At 71.5% G+C, this 15,983-nt stretch carries 13 protein-coding genes and 1 tRNA gene; 9 read left to right on the forward strand and 5 right to left on the reverse strand.

Annotated elements, in window-relative coordinates:
* The first annotated feature begins 124 nt into the window (after positions 1 to 124).
* Complete coding sequence (rplJ, locus tag DEJ09_RS07730) at positions 125 to 640, forward strand: 50S ribosomal protein L10 (protein WP_017888663.1); 516 nt, start codon at positions 125 to 127, stop codon at positions 638 to 640.
* 51 nt (positions 641 to 691) lie between these two features.
* Entirely contained in the window at positions 692 to 1,075 is a 384-nt protein-coding gene (gene rplL, locus DEJ09_RS07735; RefSeq protein ID WP_027466380.1) for a 50S ribosomal protein L7/L12, read from the forward strand.
* Between the two features lie 162 nt (positions 1,076 to 1,237).
* On the opposite strand, the gene DEJ09_RS07740 is transcribed toward rplL, so the two are convergent.
* Together DEJ09_RS07740 and DEJ09_RS07745 are read right to left on the reverse strand one after the other, a co-directional pair.
* Positions 1,238 to 2,164 carry a hypothetical protein gene (locus tag DEJ09_RS07740; protein WP_111088119.1) on the reverse strand — a complete coding sequence of 309 codons (927 nt, stop codon included), beginning with the start codon at positions 2,162 to 2,164 and terminating at the stop codon, positions 1,238 to 1,240.
* A 198-nt stretch (positions 2,165 to 2,362) separates the two neighbouring features.
* Positions 2,363 to 3,787 carry an amino acid permease gene (locus DEJ09_RS07745; protein WP_111088120.1) on the reverse strand — a complete coding sequence of 475 codons (1,425 nt, stop codon included), beginning with the start codon at positions 3,785 to 3,787 and terminating at the stop codon, positions 2,363 to 2,365.
* Between the two features lie 126 nt (positions 3,788 to 3,913).
* On the opposite strand from DEJ09_RS07745, the gene DEJ09_RS07750 reads away from it, so the two are divergent.
* The 5 genes from DEJ09_RS07750 (at position 3,914) to DEJ09_RS07770 (ending at position 10,661) form a co-directional block, all read left to right on the forward strand.
* Positions 3,914 to 5,788 (forward strand): ABC transporter ATP-binding protein, encoded by a 1,875-nt coding sequence (locus DEJ09_RS07750; RefSeq protein ID WP_071405027.1) that lies wholly within the window; start codon positions 3,914 to 3,916, stop codon positions 5,786 to 5,788.
* Positions 5,789 to 5,962: 174 nt separating this feature from the next.
* Positions 5,963 to 7,327, forward strand: coding sequence for a cystathionine beta-synthase (locus DEJ09_RS07755; RefSeq protein WP_110863383.1), 1,365 nt, complete (start codon positions 5,963 to 5,965; stop codon positions 7,325 to 7,327).
* 13 nt (positions 7,328 to 7,340) lie between these two features.
* The gene (locus DEJ09_RS07760) at positions 7,341 to 8,486 is read left to right on the forward strand and encodes a cystathionine gamma-synthase (protein WP_056070707.1); all 1,146 of its coding nucleotides are present in this window, start codon (positions 7,341 to 7,343) and stop codon (positions 8,484 to 8,486) included.
* A gap of 128 nt (positions 8,487 to 8,614) precedes the next feature.
* Positions 8,615 to 10,057 (forward strand): MFS transporter, encoded by a 1,443-nt coding sequence (locus tag DEJ09_RS07765; protein WP_181433305.1) that lies wholly within the window; start codon positions 8,615 to 8,617, stop codon positions 10,055 to 10,057.
* A 1-nt stretch (position 10,058) separates the two neighbouring features.
* Positions 10,059 to 10,661, forward strand: a complete 603-nt coding sequence (locus DEJ09_RS07770; RefSeq protein ID WP_111088122.1) for a substrate-binding domain-containing protein — start codon at positions 10,059 to 10,061, stop codon at positions 10,659 to 10,661.
* Between the two features lie 10 nt (positions 10,662 to 10,671).
* On the opposite strand, the gene DEJ09_RS07775 is transcribed toward DEJ09_RS07770, so the two are convergent.
* Positions 10,672 to 11,253, reverse strand: coding sequence for a TetR/AcrR family transcriptional regulator (locus DEJ09_RS07775; protein WP_146245693.1), 582 nt, complete (start codon positions 11,251 to 11,253; stop codon positions 10,672 to 10,674).
* Between the two features lie 227 nt (positions 11,254 to 11,480).
* On the opposite strand from DEJ09_RS07775, the gene DEJ09_RS07785 reads away from it, so the two are divergent.
* Complete coding sequence (locus tag DEJ09_RS07785; RefSeq protein WP_111088123.1) at positions 11,481 to 12,737, forward strand: multidrug effflux MFS transporter; 1,257 nt, start codon at positions 11,481 to 11,483, stop codon at positions 12,735 to 12,737.
* 41 nt (positions 12,738 to 12,778) lie between these two features.
* Positions 12,779 to 14,788: a helicase HerA-like domain-containing protein gene (locus tag DEJ09_RS07790; RefSeq protein ID WP_111088124.1), complete on the forward strand. Its 2,010-nt coding sequence runs from the start codon at positions 12,779 to 12,781 to the stop codon at positions 14,786 to 14,788.
* Positions 14,789 to 14,858: 70 nt separating this feature from the next.
* Here DEJ09_RS07790 and DEJ09_RS07795 read toward each other — a convergent pair whose 3' ends face one another.
* Both DEJ09_RS07795 and DEJ09_RS07800 read right to left on the reverse strand, forming a co-directional pair.
* Positions 14,859 to 15,500: a hypothetical protein gene (locus DEJ09_RS07795; RefSeq protein ID WP_111088125.1), complete on the reverse strand. Its 642-nt coding sequence runs from the start codon at positions 15,498 to 15,500 to the stop codon at positions 14,859 to 14,861.
* Between the two features lie 308 nt (positions 15,501 to 15,808).
* Positions 15,809 to 15,893 (reverse strand) — tRNA-Ser (locus DEJ09_RS07800).
* Positions 15,894 to 15,983: the final 90 nt, after the last annotated feature.

A 15,983-nucleotide genomic window follows, 5' to 3' on the forward strand; every position in this document is an offset into this window, starting at 1 on the left:
GAGGCATCCCGCGCAGGTGTTCCGAACCACTCCCACCATCTGGTGAGAGCAGCTCCGAGCCTCTGCGCCGGAGCTTTTTTCGTTCGTGGACCTGGGGCTGCCGGCAAGACCCCCAAGGAGAACCATGGCGAACAAGGAAGCTGCGGTCGCCGAGCTCACGGAGTCCTTCCGTAGCTCGAACGCCGTTCTGCTCACCGAGTACCGCGGTCTCACGGTCGCGCAGCTCAAGGAGCTCCGCAACTCGATCCGTGAGCACGCCACGTACGCCGTGGTGAAGAACACGCTGACCAAGATCGCGGCGAACAACGCCGGCATCTCGTCGTTCGACGACGAACTCGCCGGTCCGTCCGCTCTCGCCTTCGTCCACGGTGACACCGTCGCCGTCGCGAAGTCGCTGCGTGCATTCGCCAAGGCGAACCCCGAGCTCGTGGTGAAGGGCGGTTACTTCGACGGTAACCCGCTCACCGCGACCGAGGTGGACAAGCTCGCCGACCTCGAGTCCCGTGAAGTGCTGCTCGGCAAGCTCGCCGGCGCACTCAAGGCCTCGCTGTTCGGTGCTGCGTACCTGTTCCAGGCACCCCTCTCGCAGGCCGTCCGCACCGTGGACGCCCTTCGCGAGAAGCAGGAGTCCGCGGCCTGATCAGGCTCGCGTTCATCAACCACACGTACTAGCTAGTAGTAGGAGAAAATCATGGCGAAGCTTTCGCAGGACGAGCTCATCGAGGCCTTCAAGGAGCTCACGCTCATCGAGCTCTCGGACTTCGTGAAGAAGTTCGAAGAGGTCTTCGAGGTCACCGCGGCCGCCCCGGTCGCCGCTGCCGCCCCCGCCGGCGCAGCTGCTCCGGCCGAGGCCGCTGAGGAGAAGACCGAGTTCGACGTCATCCTCAAGTCCGCTGGTGACAAGAAGATCCAGGTCATCAAGGAGGTCCGTGGCCTGACGTCGCTCGGCCTCGGTGAGGCCAAGGCGCTCGTCGAGACCGCCGACGCCAAGATCCTCGAGGGTGCGAACAAGGAGACCGCCGACAAGGCGAAGGCGACCCTCGAGGCCGCTGGCGCCACGATCGAGCTCGCGTAGTCTCGACCGTTCCGGTCACGAAGGCCGCTGCCCCTCGGGGTGGCGGCCTTCGTCGTGTGCGCGGCGCTGGTGGCGGCGGCTTGCGGCGACGTTTCGCGCTGACCGACACTTCACGCGCGCACCAGTCCGTGAAGTGTCGGCCAGCGCGTGAGCTCGTGCAGCTCAGAGGAAGACGCCATGCGAACGGAAGAGCGCAACGAGGCGGTCGGGCTCGACGAGGTGCCACCAGGTCACGCGGATGACGGCCCTGACTGCGGGGAGCGCACGAAGCCGGTCCTCACGACGTTTCTCGGCCCAGAGGACGTCCGCGGGATCGCGCCCCTGCAGCATCGACGGGTCGACGTACTTCTGCCGGCCGTCGAACTCGACGACGACGCCGAGCGACGGGAACCAGAAGTCGACGCGGTCGACGGTGCCGTCGCGGTGACGGAACTCGACCTGCGGCTCACACGAAGGGAGCCCGACCTGCACGAACCGGATCGCAGCGAACGATTCGCCGACGGACTCGTGCCGTGCATCGAGCGCCGAGAGGACCGTCTCTGCGTGCACGGAGCCGCGTGCAGGACGGACGGGGACCACGCCGCGGAGGTCGTCCAAGGTGAGCACCCCCAGACGGAGGCCGGCATCGACGGCCACGGCGGCGACGTGGCGCGACCCTGTCGTGATGAGCGCCGTCGCGGTGTCCAGGGCCGCCGTGACCGGTACGCCATCGAACGCCGTGGCAGCGGTCCGCGGCGTCGGACCGCTCGGATGACGGACGAGACCGGCTCGGTGCTGGATGACCGAGACTGCCGGGTCGACCACGTGGACCCGATCCGGTGCGTCCCCGACCAGTGGCCAGCCGTGGATCAGCGCGGCGGTGACGTGGGAGAACACCGAGCCAGGACGCAGCCGTGGCGCGATCGCCCGTGCTCGGGCGAGGTGCTGGCCGACGGAGCTCAGCGCGTTCCACTCGTCGGTCGCGATGTACACGCCCGCGAGGAGGCGGACCAGCGACCCCGAGGTGTGCCGGCGTTGCAGGAGTCTCGCGTTGGTCGGGTCCTGTGCCGTGGCACGGAGCAGGTGCGGGCGGTGGGTGCTCTCGTTCATGCCGTGATGTTCGTCGTCGTCCGCAGCCGACGGTGTCGCGACGGGACATCTGTGGACGACGCGGTCTCGACGTGGCAGCTGTGGACGAGGAACCGCGTCGCGAGTTCACGCGCTCAGCGACAACTCACGGGGGATGGCGCGCGTGAAGTGTCGGTGAGCGCGTGAGGTCGGGACGGGCGGCGCGGCGCGGCGCGCGCGTCAGCGCAGGGTGCTGTGGCGGCGTCCGTAGGCCAGGTAGAGCAGGGCGCCGGCGACCATCCAGATGCCGAAGGCGATCCAGGTGGTGGCGCCGAGGAACACCGCGAGCAGCACGCAGCTCAGGGTGCCGAGGATCGGCACGACGGGGAACAGCGGCACCCGGTACGACCGCTCCAGGTCGGGCTGCGAGCGGCGGAGCACGATGACGGACACGTTCACCAGGGCGAAGGCGACGAGGGTGCCGATGCTCGTGGCGTCGGCGAGTTCCCCGAGGGGCACGAGCGCGGCGACGATCGTCACGGCGATCCCGATGATGAGCGTGTTCGCGATCGGGGTGCCGGTGCGACGGGAGACCCGGCCGAAGACCTTCGGTACCAGGCCGTCGCGGGACATCGTGAGCAGGATGCGGGTCTGCCCGTACAGGACGGTGAGCACGACGCTGGCGATGGCGACGACCGCCCCGATCGAGAACACCAGGGCGACGAGCGGCTGCCCCGTGACGTCGACGACGATGCGGACGAGCGACGCTTCGGACGACGAGAACGCGGTCCACGAGCGGGCCCCGACGGCGGCGATCGCGACGAGGATGTACAGCGCGGTGATGAGCGCGATCGAGCCGATGATCGCCCGGGGCAGGTCGCGGCGGGGGTTCTTCGCCTCTTCACCGGCGGTCGATGCGGCGTCGAAGCCGATGTACGAGAAGAAGAGCCGCGACGCGGCGGCGGTGACCCCGGCGGCACCCATCGGGGCGAGCGGCTCGAAGTTCTGCGCCCGGAACGCCGTGAACGCCACGACGACGAAGAAGACCAGCAGGGCGATCTTCACGATCACCATGACCGTGTTCACCCAGGCGCTCTCGCGGGCACCGGGCAGCAGTACAGCGGTGGCGAGCAGGACCAGGACCGCCGCGGGCAGGTTGACCACGCCGCCGTCGACCGGGGGAGCGGCGAGTGCGGTGGGCAGGTGCAGTCCGAACACGCGCAGGGTCTCGTCGACGTACTCGCTGGCACCCACGGCGACCGCGGCCACCGAGACGGCGTACTCGAGCACGAGGCACCAGCCGCAGATCCAGGCGATGCCCTCGCCCATCGTGGCGTAGGTGTAGGAGTAGCTGGACCCCGAGGTCGGGACGGCGCCCGCCATCTCGGCGTACGACAGCGCAGACAGCAGCGCGGCGATCCCCGCGACGACGAACGAGATCCAGACGGCGGGACCGGCGAGCGGGACCGCGGTGCCGAGGACGACCAGGATGCCGGTGCCGAGCGTGGCCCCGACGCTGATCATCGTGAGCTGCCAGACCCCGAGCGAGCGACGGAGCGGTTCCCCGTTCACACCGCGGGAGGCTTCGGCCTGCAGCTGCTCGATCGGCTTGCGGCGGGCGAGCTGCGCCCCCAGGGACGTGGGACGTGACGGCGCGGACGACATGGGACCTCGGTGGTGCGGGGACGGGGACGGCACATGCTCGCACGCCCCCTGAACGGGGTCAAATACTGCGGTGCTGTGGACAGGGCGGTCGATGTCCGAGCGCGGGGCTACGGTGGCTCCATGAGCATGGGACACGGCGGGCGAGGCGGCGGTCCGCGCGGGGGCGGGCGCATCTCGAGCGGCGACTTCCGCGCGCAGAAGGCCGCCAACGCCGAGGCGCCGAGGATCCCGCACCTGGTCCGGCGCATCGCCGCGCTGTTCGAGCCGCACCGCCGGGCGATCATGCTCACGGTCGTCCTCGTGCTGATCGGTGCGGCCATCTCGGTCGTGCCGCCGCTGCTCACCCAGCAGGCGTTCGACCGCGGGCTGTTCCCGCCGTCGGGTCGCCCGGACGTGCCTGTGCTGATCGAGCTCGTGTCCGCGATGGTCCTGCTCTGGATCGCGAGCGCCGGGGTCGGCGTCTGGCAGACCTACCTGACCGCGACGGTCGGCAACAAGGTCATGGGTGCGATGCGGATGCGCCTGTTCGCGCACCTGCAGCGGATGGAGCTCGCGTTCTTCACCCGCACCAAGACCGGCGTCATCCAGTCGCGCCTGCAGAACGACGTCGGTGGCGTGGCGAGCGTGCTGAACAACACGATCTCGTCGGTGCTCGGCAACACCGTGACCGTGATCGCCGCCGTGGTCGCGATGCTCCTGCTGAGCTGGCAGATGACACTGGTCGCCGTGGTCCTGCTGCCGCTCCTCGTGATCGCGCAGCGCCGCGTCGGCCAGGTCCGGGCCCGCATCGCCGCGCAGACGCAGGAGTCGCTGTCCGACATGACGGCCATCACGCAAGAGGCGCTGAGCGTCTCGGGCATCCTGCTGGCGAAGAGCTTCAACCAGCAGGCCAGTGAGACCCGCCGCTACGGGGACGAGAACCGCAACCAGATCACCCTGCAGGTGCGCCAGCAGATGTCCGGGCAGTGGTTCTTCGCGATCGTGCAGATCTTCCTGTCGATCATCCCGGCGATCATCTACGTCGTCGCCGCGTACCTGATCATCGGGGACGTCCCGATCACGGCCGGCACGATCGTCGCGTTCACGACGGTGCAGTCCCGGCTGCTGTTCCCGACGGTCGGGCTGCTGCGCGTGGTCCTCGACCTGCAGACCTCCGGTGCGCTCTTCGCCCGCATCTTCGAGTACTTCGACCTCAAGCCGGCCATCACGGACTCGCCGACCGCCCGGCCCGTGGACGAGTCGAAGGTCGGCCACGTCGCCTTCGACGACGTCGTCTTCACCTACCCCGACGGCGAAGCCGACAAGCCGACCCTGCGCGGGGTGTCGTTCGAGCTGCGCCCCGGGCAGTTCGCGGCCTTCGTCGGCCCCTCCGGCGCGGGCAAGACGACGGTGTCCTACCTGGTGCCCCGGCTGTACGAGGCGACCGAGGGATCGGTGCGGTTCGCCGGGCAGGACGTCCGCGACCTGGTGCACGAGGACCTGATGCGGCACGTCGGCATCGTCAGCCAGGAGACGTACCTGTTCCACGCCACGATCGGCGAGAACCTGCGGTACGCCAAGCCCGACGCCACTGACGACGAGCTCGAGCGTGCGGCCCGTGCGGCGAACATCCACGACACGATCGCGTCGTTCCCGGACGGCTACGACACGGTCGTGGGGGAGCGCGGCTACCGCCTGTCCGGTGGCGAGAAGCAGCGCATCGCCATCGCGCGGGTCATGCTGAAGGACCCGCCGGTGCTCGTCCTCGACGAGGCCACCAGCGCACTCGACTCCATCTCGGAGCACGTCGTGCAGACGGCGCTCGACACGGCGGCGGCCGGCCGGACCACCATCTCGATCGCGCACCGGCTGTCGACGATCCGCGACGCCGACGTCATCTTCGTCCTGGACCACGGGCAGATCGTCGAGCAGGGCACGCACGACGAACTCCTCGCCCTCGACGGCACGTACGCCCAGCTGCACCGGCAGCAGAACACGTCGGCGGACGTCGTCCGGCCCTGACCGGTCGTGGTCGCGACCGAGCGCCGGACAGGAGGCCCGTGGTGGCGTCCGCACGGGCCTCCCGTCCGGCGCGCAGCGCGACCAGGGCACGTCGCCCGCCGCGGGATCACGGTGCGTTGTCCGCGCACGACACATCCCAGCGGGACGCGGGGACCGCGTCCTAGACTCGACGCCGTGCGTTACGCGAACTCCGTCGTCGACCTCGTCGGCGACACCCCGCTCGTCAAGCTCAACCGGGTGACCGAGGGGGTGCGGGCGACCATCCTCGTGAAGGTCGAGTACCTGAACCCCGGTGGGTCGTCCAAGGACCGCATCGCCACCCGGATCATCGACGCGGCCGAGGCCTCCGGTGACCTGCGCCCCGGCGGCACCATCGTCGAACCGACTTCTGGCAACACAGGCGTCGGTCTGGCCCTGGTCGCACAGCAGCGGGGCTACCGGTGCGTCTTCGTGCTGCCCGACAAGGTCGGCGAGGACAAGCGCAACGTGCTGACGGCGTACGGCGCCGAGATCGTCGTCACCCCGACCGCGGTCGCGCCGGAGCACCCCGAGTCCTACTACTCGGTGTCGGACCGGCTCGTGCAGGAGATCCCCGGCGCCTACAAGCCGAACCAGTACGCGAACCCGAACGGTCCCCGCAGCCACTACGAGACCACCGGTCCGGAGATCTGGCGCGACACCGAGGGGCAGATCACCCACTTCGTCGCGGGCGTCGGCACCGGCGGCACGATCTCGGGCACCGGACGGTACCTGAAGGAGGCGTCCGACGGCGGCGTCCGCATCGTCGGGGCCGACCCCGAGGGCTCCGTGTACTCCGGCGGCACCGGTCGCCCGTACCTGGTCGAGGGCGTCGGCGAGGACTTCTGGCCGAGCGCGTACGACGCCGGCGTGCCGGACGAGATCATCGCGGTGTCGGACGCCGACTCCTTCGCGATGACCCGGCGCCTGGCGCGCGAAGAGGGACTGCTCGTCGGCGGATCGAGCGGCATGGCCGTCGTCGCGGCGCTCCGCGCGGCCCGTGACCTGACCGAGGACGACGTCGTCGTCGTGCTGCTGCCGGACGGCGGCCGCGGGTACCTCGGCAAGATCTTCAACGACCGGTGGATGCGCTCCTACGGCTTCGCCGAGACCGACGACGAGCGCACCGTCGGCTCGCTCATCGCCGGCAAGGACGGCCGCCTGCCCGACCTCGTGCACGCGCACCCGGCGGACACCGTGCGCGACGTCGTCGACATCATGACCAAGTACGGCGTCTCGCAGATGCCCGTGCTCAGCGCGGAGCCGCCCGTCGTCATCGGCGAGGTCGTCGGCGCCGTCGAGGAGAAGGCGCTGCTCGAGCAGGTCTTCACCGGCACCGCGAAGATGTCGGACGCGCTCACCGGCTTCGTCGGCGACCCGCTGCCCCTCATCGGGGTCGGCGAGTCGGTCTCCGCGGCGCGTCGTGCGCTCGAGTCGGCCGACGCGCTCCTCGTCGTCGCGGACGGCAAGCCCGTCACCGTGCTGACCCGGCATGACCTCCTCACCTACCTCTCCGAGTAAGGAACCACCGAGCATGACCGAGTTCAGCACCCGGGCCGTCCACGCCGGCCAGGAGCCCGACGAGACCACCGGTGCCGTCATCCCGCCGATCCACCTGACGTCGACGTACGTGCAGGACGGCGTCGGCGGCATGCGCAACGGCTACGAGTACTCGCGCGCCGGCAACCCGACGCGTGACTCGCTGCAGGTGCTCCTGGCCGACCTCGACGGCGGCGTCGCGGCGTCGTCGTTCGCGTCCGGGCTCGCCGCCGAGGACGCCCTGCTCCGCGCTGCGCTGGTCCCCGGTGGCCGCGTCGTGATGGGCAACGACGTGTACGGCGGCACCCACCGCCTGGTGAGCCGGCTGCACGTGCCGTGGGGCGTCGAGCTCGTCGTCGTCGACATGAGCGACCTCGACCAGGTCCGTGCAGCCCTGCAGGGCGCACCGGCCACCACCGTGCTGTGGGTCGAGACGCCGACGAACCCGCTCATGAAGATCGCGGACATCGCCGCGCTCGCGACCCTCGGGCACGAGTCGGGCGCCCTGGTGGTCGTCGACAACACGTTCGCGTCGCCGTACCTGCAGCAGCCGCTGTCGCTCGGCGCCGACGTCGTCGTGTACTCGACCACGAAGTACCTCGGCGGACACTCCGACGTCGTCGGCGGAGCCGTCGTGCTGGCGGACGAGGAGCTCGCGGCGAAGGTGCAGTTCCTGCAGTTCGGCGCGGGCGCGATCTCGTCGCCGTTCGACGCCTACCTGACCACCCGTGGCATCAAGACGCTCGCGGTGCGCATGGAGCGGCACTCGCGGAACGCGCAGGCCGTCGCCGAGGCGCTCGTCGTCGCGCCCGGCGTCGAGCGCGTCTACTACCCGGGCCTGCCCGACCACCCGGGGCACGACGTCGCCGCACGCCAGATGCGCGGCTTCGGCGGGATGCTCTCGGTCGCGCTGTCCGGCGGCGCCGAGGCAGCGAAGCGCTTCGCGGAGTCGACGGAGCTGTTCGCCCTGGCCGAGTCGCTCGGTGGTGTGGAGTCGCTCATCGGGTACCCGAGCGAGATGACCCACGCGTCCGTGAAGGGCACCGAGCTGGCCGTGCCGGAGAACGTCGTGCGGCTGTCGGTGGGCATCGAGGACGCCGGCGACCTGGTGGCGGACCTGGAGCAGGCGCTGGCGCGCTGAAGCGGGCCCTGCTGCCGCGGTGACGCGGGCCCTGCTGACGCGGGACTCGGGACATGGGACGCGGGACGCGGGACGCGGGACGCGGGACGCGCCACCGTGTCGTCGGCGCCCGCCCCTACGATGATCGGGTGAGCACAACGGCGTCGCGGACCAGCCTGCTGAGCGGGCCGTACGCCCTCGCGACGATCGGCATGGTCGCGATCGTCGGCGTCGCGGCGTTCCAGAACCTGGCGATGACGACGATCATGCCGGTGATCAGCCGCGACCTCGACGGCGAGACCCTGTACGCGCTCGCCTTCGCCGCGCCACTCGCCGCCGGGGTGCCCGGCATGGTCCTCGCCGGCAACTGGGCAGACCGCGCTGGCGGACGGATCGTGGCCTGGGTGTCGGCGGTGTTCTTCGCCGTGGGGACCGCCGTGGTGATGCTCGCGCCGACCATGGAGGTGTTCCTGGCCGGGCGGCTCATCGAGGGGTTCGGCGCCGGGGCGATCGACGTGGTGCTGTACGTGCTCGTCGCCCGGATCTTCCCCGCCGAGCTGCACGGACCGGTGTTCGCCGGGTTCGCCGCAGCCTGGGTCGTCCCCGCGCTGATCGGGCCCGCGCTGGCCGGCATCGTCACCGACACCTGGAACTGGCACTGGGTCTTCGCCGGGGCCCTGGTGATCGCGCTGGCCGCGTTCGTCCTGCTCGTGCCGACCCTCGGCCGGTTGCACGCCCCGGCCGCGTCGCTCCGCCCGCCGTGGCAGCGGGTCCGGATCGGGTGGTCGGTGGCGGCGGCCGTGTCGATCCTGCTGCTCAACGTCGCGCCCGACCTGACCCCGTGGGGCATGGTCGCGGCCGTCGTCATCGGGCTGGTGGGCACCTGGTTCGCCCTGCGGCCGCTGCTGCCCACCGGGACGTTCCGTGCTGCGGCCGGGCTGCCGTCGGTCGTGCTGCTGCGCGGGCTCGTCGCCGCGTCGTTCTTCGGGAGCGAGGCGTACGTGCCGTTCCTGCTGCAGGCCGAACACGGGTTGTCGCCGTCGGCCGCCGGGCTCGCCCTGACGGTGGCGGCACTCAGCTGGGCCGCGTCGAGCTGGGCACACGGCCGCCTGGGGGAGCGGCGGCTCACTGCCCGGCGCACCTTCGGGGTGGGGCTCACGCTGGTGCTCGTCAGCCTGGTGACCGCGCTCGCGGTCGCGACGTTCGACCTGTCGTGGTGGGTGCTGGTCGCCGGCTGGTTCGTCGGCGGTGCGGGCATGGGCGCGATCTACCCGCGCGCCTCGATGCTGACGCTGCGGTTCTCCGGCGAGGGCGACGACGGGTTCGCGAGCTCGGCCCTGACGATCGCTGATGCCGCGGGCAGCGTGATCGGTCTGGCGGTGACCGGCCTGCTCTTCACCGCGACCGGTGGCGCCGACGGCACGGTGTCGTTCCCCCTGGTGTTCGCGGCGATGATCGGGTTCGCCGCACTGGCGATCGCTGCCGTCCGACGGCTCGGCCCCGTGCCCGCGCCTGCGACGACGGTGTCGGCAGGCCCGGGCGGAACAGTCCCGTCGCGGACTCCGTCGTCGCACGGCCCGACCGCCGGGTAGCGTGGCAGACCGGACCGAAGAGGAGACCACCGTGCTGCGCATCGTCGCCGTGACCGTCGCCCTGGCGGCGGCCCTGACCCTGGCCGGGTGCCAGGGCACGACGTCGGCCGCCCCCACACCCGTGCAGAGCACCGACCTGACGAGCTCCGACGGGGGTTTCGACCAGCAGGCCGTGATCGGTGTCGTCCTGGTCCACGACGACGCCGCCCTCGCCGACCGGCTCCGCACCGACCTGACGGACGCCGGGTTCCGGCCGGACGTCCGGGTCGCTCCGGCATCGGGTGCAGCGGCGTCCCAGCGCACCGCGGTCGCCCAGCTCGTGCGGAAGGGCGCCAAGGCCCTGCTCGTGCACGCCGCCCGACCGTCCGCACTGACCGGCGTGATCCAGACCGCCCACGACGCCGGGGTCGTCGTGGTGTCCCTCGGTGATCCGCTGCCCGCGACCGGCACCGGTGGCGACGGAGTGTCCGCCGACTACCGCGTGCCGTCGGAGGGCGACGACGCCGACACCGCGGCGACGGCGGTCGACGTCGTGCAGTCCCTGCAGCGTGGCGAGAAGCCGGAGGCCGACCCGACGGACGGCGACACGACCGACGCCGAGTAGAGCGGTCCTCTCAGCTCCACCACGCCGGGAACGACAGCGTGATCGTCTCGACCAGCGCCTTCCGCGACCGACGGGGCCCGGCGAGCCAGGCCTCGATCGCCCCGACGAAGCCCTGCGCCACGAACCCCGCGGCGACGTCGTCGAGCAGGTCGGGCCGGTGTGCGGGGTCGAGCTCCCGGATGTGCAGGGCGCTCGACACCGTGAAGTGCTCGACGAGCAGCCGGTGCAGCGAGGCGTCGTTCGGGTCCGGCAGCGCCTTGCCGTAGATGTCGCGATGCGTCGTCACGTGCTCGACGACGGCGTTGATGCCGTGCCGGGTGATGGCCACGAGCTCATCGGCTCCGGCGCCCCGGTCGGCGGCGGCCCGGCGCTCGTCGGCGTCGTCCTGCCGGATGCGGTCGAGTTCCGGCGTCAGGACGTCGGCGAGCAGCGACCCGGGGGAGACGGCGTGCGAGTAGAACGTGGCCCGGTTGATGCCGGCGGCACGCGTGACGTCGGCGACGGTGATCTCCGAGACCGGTCGGTCCGCGGCGAGTCGCAGGATCGCCTCGCGCAGCGCTGCAGTGGTGTGCAGGATCCGGGCATCCACCATGACGCCCACCCCCTTCTGATCCGCTTCACCCGGAAGGCCCCCGAGCAACCCGACGCTACCGCATGGTCCGCGCCGGGCCGAGGGGCAGCACCAGCCGCTTCACGCGGGCGGCCCGCACCGGCGGCGCCGAGCACGCACCGGCGACCGTAGGATGGTTCCGCGGACGAATCGATTCGATCGACCCGCGATCACCCCCCGCCCCCTCATCGTCGAAGGACTCCTGTCTCGTGACCGCGCCCGCCACCACCGGTTCGCTCCGGGTCGTCCTGCACCCGGGAGACTCGCTCTCCCGCGGGCAGCGGCTCGTCTACGTCTTCGTCCTGGGCGCCCTCACGGCGCTCGGTCCGTTCACGATCGACCTGTACCTGCCGGCGTTCCCGGCGATCAAGGACCAGTTCAGCGTCACCGACGGCGCGGTCCAGCTGACGCTCACCGCGACGACGCTCGGCTTCGCCATCGGGCAGCTCCTGGTCGGCCCGTGGAGCGACAAGGTGGGCCGTCGACTGCCGCTGATCATCGCGACGACGGTGCACATCGCCGCGTCGATCGGCGCCGCGAGCGCGCCGGACATCGAGCTGCTCGCGGTGTTCCGCGTGCTGCAGGGCATGGGCGCCGCCGCCGGCGGTGTCGTCGCGATGGCGACGGTGCGTGACCTGTTCGGCGGCAAGCCGCTGGTGCGCATGTTGTCCCGCCTGGCGATGGTGAACGGCCTCGCGCCGATCCTCGCGCCGCTCATCGGTTCGCAGATGCTGCAGTTCACCAGCTGGCGCGGCATCTTCGTCTTCCTCGCCTGCTACGGCCTGGCGGTGGTGATCGCGTCGATCCTGCTCATCGTCGAGACCCTGCCCCCGGCCCGTCGGCACGAGGCCGGGCACTCCACCATCGGCCAGCGTTACAAGGCGCTGTTCTCCGACCGGATCTTCGTCGGCGTCGCGCTCATCGGCGCCATGGTGTTCAGCGGACTGTTCTCGTACCTCAGCGCGTCACCGTTCCTGTTCCAGCAGGTCTACGGGCTCGACGCGCAGCAGTACGGGCTGCTCTTCGCCGTCAACTCGGTCGGGGTCGTCCTCGGCGTGCAGATCTCGTCGCGGCTCGCCCAGCGGGTCGGTCCGCAGTGGATCCTGGCGTGCTCGACCGCGACCCTGCTGCTGGCGTCGCTCGCGATCATCGTCCTCGACCAGCTCGGGGCCGGTCTGGTCGGCGTGCTCGTCCCGCTGTGGTTCTTCATCGCCGCGTGCGGGTTCTCGTTCCCGCTCGTGCAGGTCATCGGTCTCGCCGCCCACGGGAAAGAGGCGGGGACCGCCGCCTCGGTGCTCGGCGCCCTGAACTTCGGCGTCGCCGGGCTCATCTCGCCGGTGGTCGGCTGGCTCGGCATCACGACGGCCACCCCGATGGCGATGGTGATGGCGTCGACCGCCGCCGTCGCGATCCTGATGCTCTGGTTCGTGGTCCGCCCGCGGACGGTCCCCGCGCTGACGCACTGACGACCCGGGCCGCCGCGGGCTCCGGTCCCTAGGCTGTGCCCATGAGCGACGCGACGGAGCGGGCACGGGCGGCTGCCGAGGCAGCGAGACAGGCCGCCGACGAGGCACGTCGGCTTGCCGACGAAGCGGCGCGGCGAGCCGAGGAGCTCGCCGCCGCACTGGCGGCGGAGGAGCAGACGGGCCTCACCGCCGACGCGGAACCCGCGGTCGTCGGGTCCCCGCCACCCACCGGCCTGGAGGCGCGGCTCACGCCCGACGCGGAGCCCTCCCCTGCAGCCGCACCGGCTCCCACCACCCCTGCCGCGGCGGTCGACGCGACCGTCCCGGATCCGGTGGCGACGGCGGCGACCGGCACCGTGCCTCCCGTCCGTGCCGAAGCCGGCCCGCTCGGACCGGACGCGGTCGCAGCGATCCGTGACGGCTACGCCGTCGGCGGCGGCGCGATCGAACTCGGTGCCCTCGTCAACGGCGCAGCGGTGCCCGACGTGCAGGTCCGGATCCCGCTCGCGATGCTGAACCGGCACGGACTGGTGGCCGGGGCGACCGGCACCGGCAAGACCCGCACGCTGCAGGTGCTCGCCGAGCAGATCGCGGCGAACGGGGTGCCGGTGTTCGCCGCCGACATCAAGGGCGACCTGTCGGGTCTGGCCGTCGCGGGGCAGGCGAACGACAAGCTGCTCGACCGCACCGCGGGCATCGGCCAGCAGTGGCAGGGTGTCGCGAGCCAGGCCGAGCTGTTCTCGCTGGGCGGGCAGGGCACCGGCGTGCCGATCCGCGCCACCGTCTCCGGGTTCGGGCCGCTGCTGCTGTCGAAGGTGCTCGGCCTGAACGACACGCAGGAGTCCTCGCTCGGTCTGGTGTTCCACTACGCCACGCAGCAGGGCCTGGCGCTGGTGGACCTCGACGACCTGCGGAGCGTGCTGACGTTCCTGGTGAGCGAGCAGGGCAAGGGCGAACTCGCCGAGCTCGGGGGCCTGTCGAAGCAGACCGCCGGGGTGATCCTGCGGGAGCTCGTCACCTTCGCCGACCAGGGTGCCGACCAGTTCTTCGGCGAGCCCGAGATCGACACGCAGGTGTTCCTGCGGACGGCGGCGGACGGGCGCGGGATCGTCAGCCTGCTCGAGGTGCCCGGTGTGCAGGACCGGCCGGAGGTCTTCTCGACGTTCCTGATGTGGCTGCTGGCGGACCTGTTCAACGAGCTGCCGGAGGTCGGCGACCAGGACGAGCCCAAGCTCGTGTTCTTCCTGGACGAGGCGCACCTGCTGTTCACCGGGGCGTCGAAGGACTTCACCGAGCAGATCGTGCGGACCGTGCGGCTCATCCGGTCGAAGGGCGTCGGGGTCTTCTTCGTGACGCAGACCCCGAAGGACGTGCCGAACGACGTGCTGGCGCAGCTCGGGTCGCGCATCCAGCACCAGCTCCGCGCCCACACCCCGGACGACGCGAAGGCGCTCCGGGCGACGGTGTCGACCTACCCGACGAGCGACTACGACCTGGGCGAGGTGCTCACGTCGCTCGCGACCGGCGAGGCGATCGTCACGGTGATGAACGAGCGGGGCGCGCCGACCCCCGTCGCGTGGACCCGGCTGCGCGCACCCCAGGGGTCGATGGACCCGATGCCGGCCGACGAGATGGCCGCACGGGTGCAGGCCTCACCGCTCCTGTCGAGCTACGGCACCCGCGTCGACCCGGACTCGGCGCGCGAGGTGCTCGCGCGCCGGATGGAGGCGGCGGCCGCTGCGGCCGACGCCGCCGCTGCAGCCGACGAGGCCGCCGCTGCCGCGGCGGACGCGTCGGCGGATGCCCAGCGGGAGTACGAGCGGCAGCAGCGGGAGTTCGAGCGGGCCGAGCGAGCGTCGGAGGCGCGGCGTTCCGGTCGGTCCGGCGGCTCCGGTCGGTCGGGCGGGACGCAGCGGTCCGGGACGCAGCGGTCCGGGACACGGCGAACCGCGGGGGACCCGCTGTCGGACCTGCTCGGCTCCGGGCTGGGCGGGACCATCGCGAAGGAAGTGGTGCGCGGGATCTTCTCGACGCTGCGGCGTCGGCGCTGACCGGTGCCGCGTCGACGGGTGCCGTGCTGACGGGTGCCGTGCGGTGGCCGCTGACCGGTCCGCCGGTGGGTCAGCGGGCGTTGAGACCGGCGAACTCGACGGCGAGCAGCCCGCCGACGACCAGCACGACGAGGCCGCCGACGAGCAGGAATGCCGACCGCTGCTCGTACCAGGCGCGGCTCGTCGGGTAGCGCTTCGCGAAGGTGCGGGCGGAGACCGGTCGAGCATCCTCGACGACCTGCACGCCGAGCGCGTCGACGACCCGGTCGAGCCCGTCGTCGCCCCACACATCGGCGCGGAGCCGGAAGAGGTGGGTGCCGGTCCGGTCGAAGGCGACGAGTTCCCGGTCGGTCCGGTCCACCGACGAGCCGAAGGTCGTGGCGAGCACCAGGCTGTGCACGCGCTCGCGGGGGATCCGCCGGTGCGCCGTGAGGACCCCGCGGATCGTCAGGCCGTCGTCGTCGATCCCGATGAACGCGGTGTGCAGTCGGACGAACACGATGCCGACGGCCGCGGCCATCGCGACGACGATCCCGGCGAACACGGCCCACGTGCGGAACGGGAACGAGACCCAGACCAGGGCGACGGCGAGCGGCACTGCCGAGAAGGCGATGCTCAGCGCGGTGGAGCGGACGAGGGACCGGCGCGGACGGAGGACCGTGTCGAAGACGGCGGGCCGCACGGGTACTGCGGGCACGGTGGTGTCCCCCATGGCGCGTCTCCTCGTCCCCTCGGGTGTTCCGGGCACGCTGATCAGCACGCCCTCCGAGCGACGCCCCTGCCGCTCGATGCACCGCGGTCGGCTCGTCCCGGAGCCGTTCGCTCGGCCAGCATAGGCGACCGACGGGTACCGGGGACAGCCCGTTCCACCCCTGGTCAGCGTTTCCCGGCCAACCGAGGGGGAACAGGGCACGCGCTCGTCCGCAGGGTGGGGGACCACTGCGCCTTCATGAGCACGACGACGAAGGACCCACACCGATCGGTGCGGGTCCTTCGTGGGTGGTTCTGTGTTGCTCGCTGCGGAGAATGGGGGATTCGAACCCCCGAGGGCTTGCACCCAACACGCTTTCCAAGCGTGCGCCATAGGCCACTAGGCGAATTCTCCTGACACCGTCTCGCGACGGCGACACCCAATGGTACAGGTTCTGCGCGGTGCTCACGACCGCGTGTCGTCGGCGCCGGTGCTCCCAGATGT

It is taken from the genome of Curtobacterium sp. MCLR17_055, from assembly GCF_003234305.1.
GTDB lineage: Bacteria > Actinomycetota > Actinomycetes > Actinomycetales > Microbacteriaceae > Curtobacterium > Curtobacterium flaccumfaciens.

What these genes read in the sequence shown, in the direction of transcription:
- rplJ (WP_017888663.1), top strand. Translation starts at nt 125, where the DNA reads ATGGCGAACAAGGAAGCTGCGGTCGCCGAGCTCACGGAGTCCTTCCGT.
- rplL (WP_027466380.1), top strand. Translation starts at nt 692, where the DNA reads ATGGCGAAGCTTTCGCAGGACGAGCTCATCGAGGCCTTCAAGGAGCTC.
- DEJ09_RS07740 (WP_111088119.1), bottom strand. Translation starts at nt 2,164, where the DNA reads ATGAACGAGAGCACCCACCGCCCGCACCTGCTCCGTGCCACGGCACAG.
- DEJ09_RS07745 (WP_111088120.1), bottom strand. Translation starts at nt 3,787, where the DNA reads ATGTCGTCCGCGCCGTCACGTCCCACGTCCCTGGGGGCGCAGCTCGCC.
- DEJ09_RS07750 (WP_071405027.1), top strand. Translation starts at nt 3,914, where the DNA reads ATGGGACACGGCGGGCGAGGCGGCGGTCCGCGCGGGGGCGGGCGCATC.
- DEJ09_RS07760 (WP_056070707.1), top strand. Translation starts at nt 7,341, where the DNA reads ATGACCGAGTTCAGCACCCGGGCCGTCCACGCCGGCCAGGAGCCCGAC.
- DEJ09_RS07775 (WP_146245693.1), bottom strand. Translation starts at nt 11,253, where the DNA reads ATGGTGGATGCCCGGATCCTGCACACCACTGCAGCGCTGCGCGAGGCG.
- DEJ09_RS07790 (WP_111088124.1), top strand. Translation starts at nt 12,779, where the DNA reads ATGAGCGACGCGACGGAGCGGGCACGGGCGGCTGCCGAGGCAGCGAGA.
- DEJ09_RS07795 (WP_111088125.1), bottom strand. Translation starts at nt 15,500, where the DNA reads ATGGGGGACACCACCGTGCCCGCAGTACCCGTGCGGCCCGCCGTCTTC.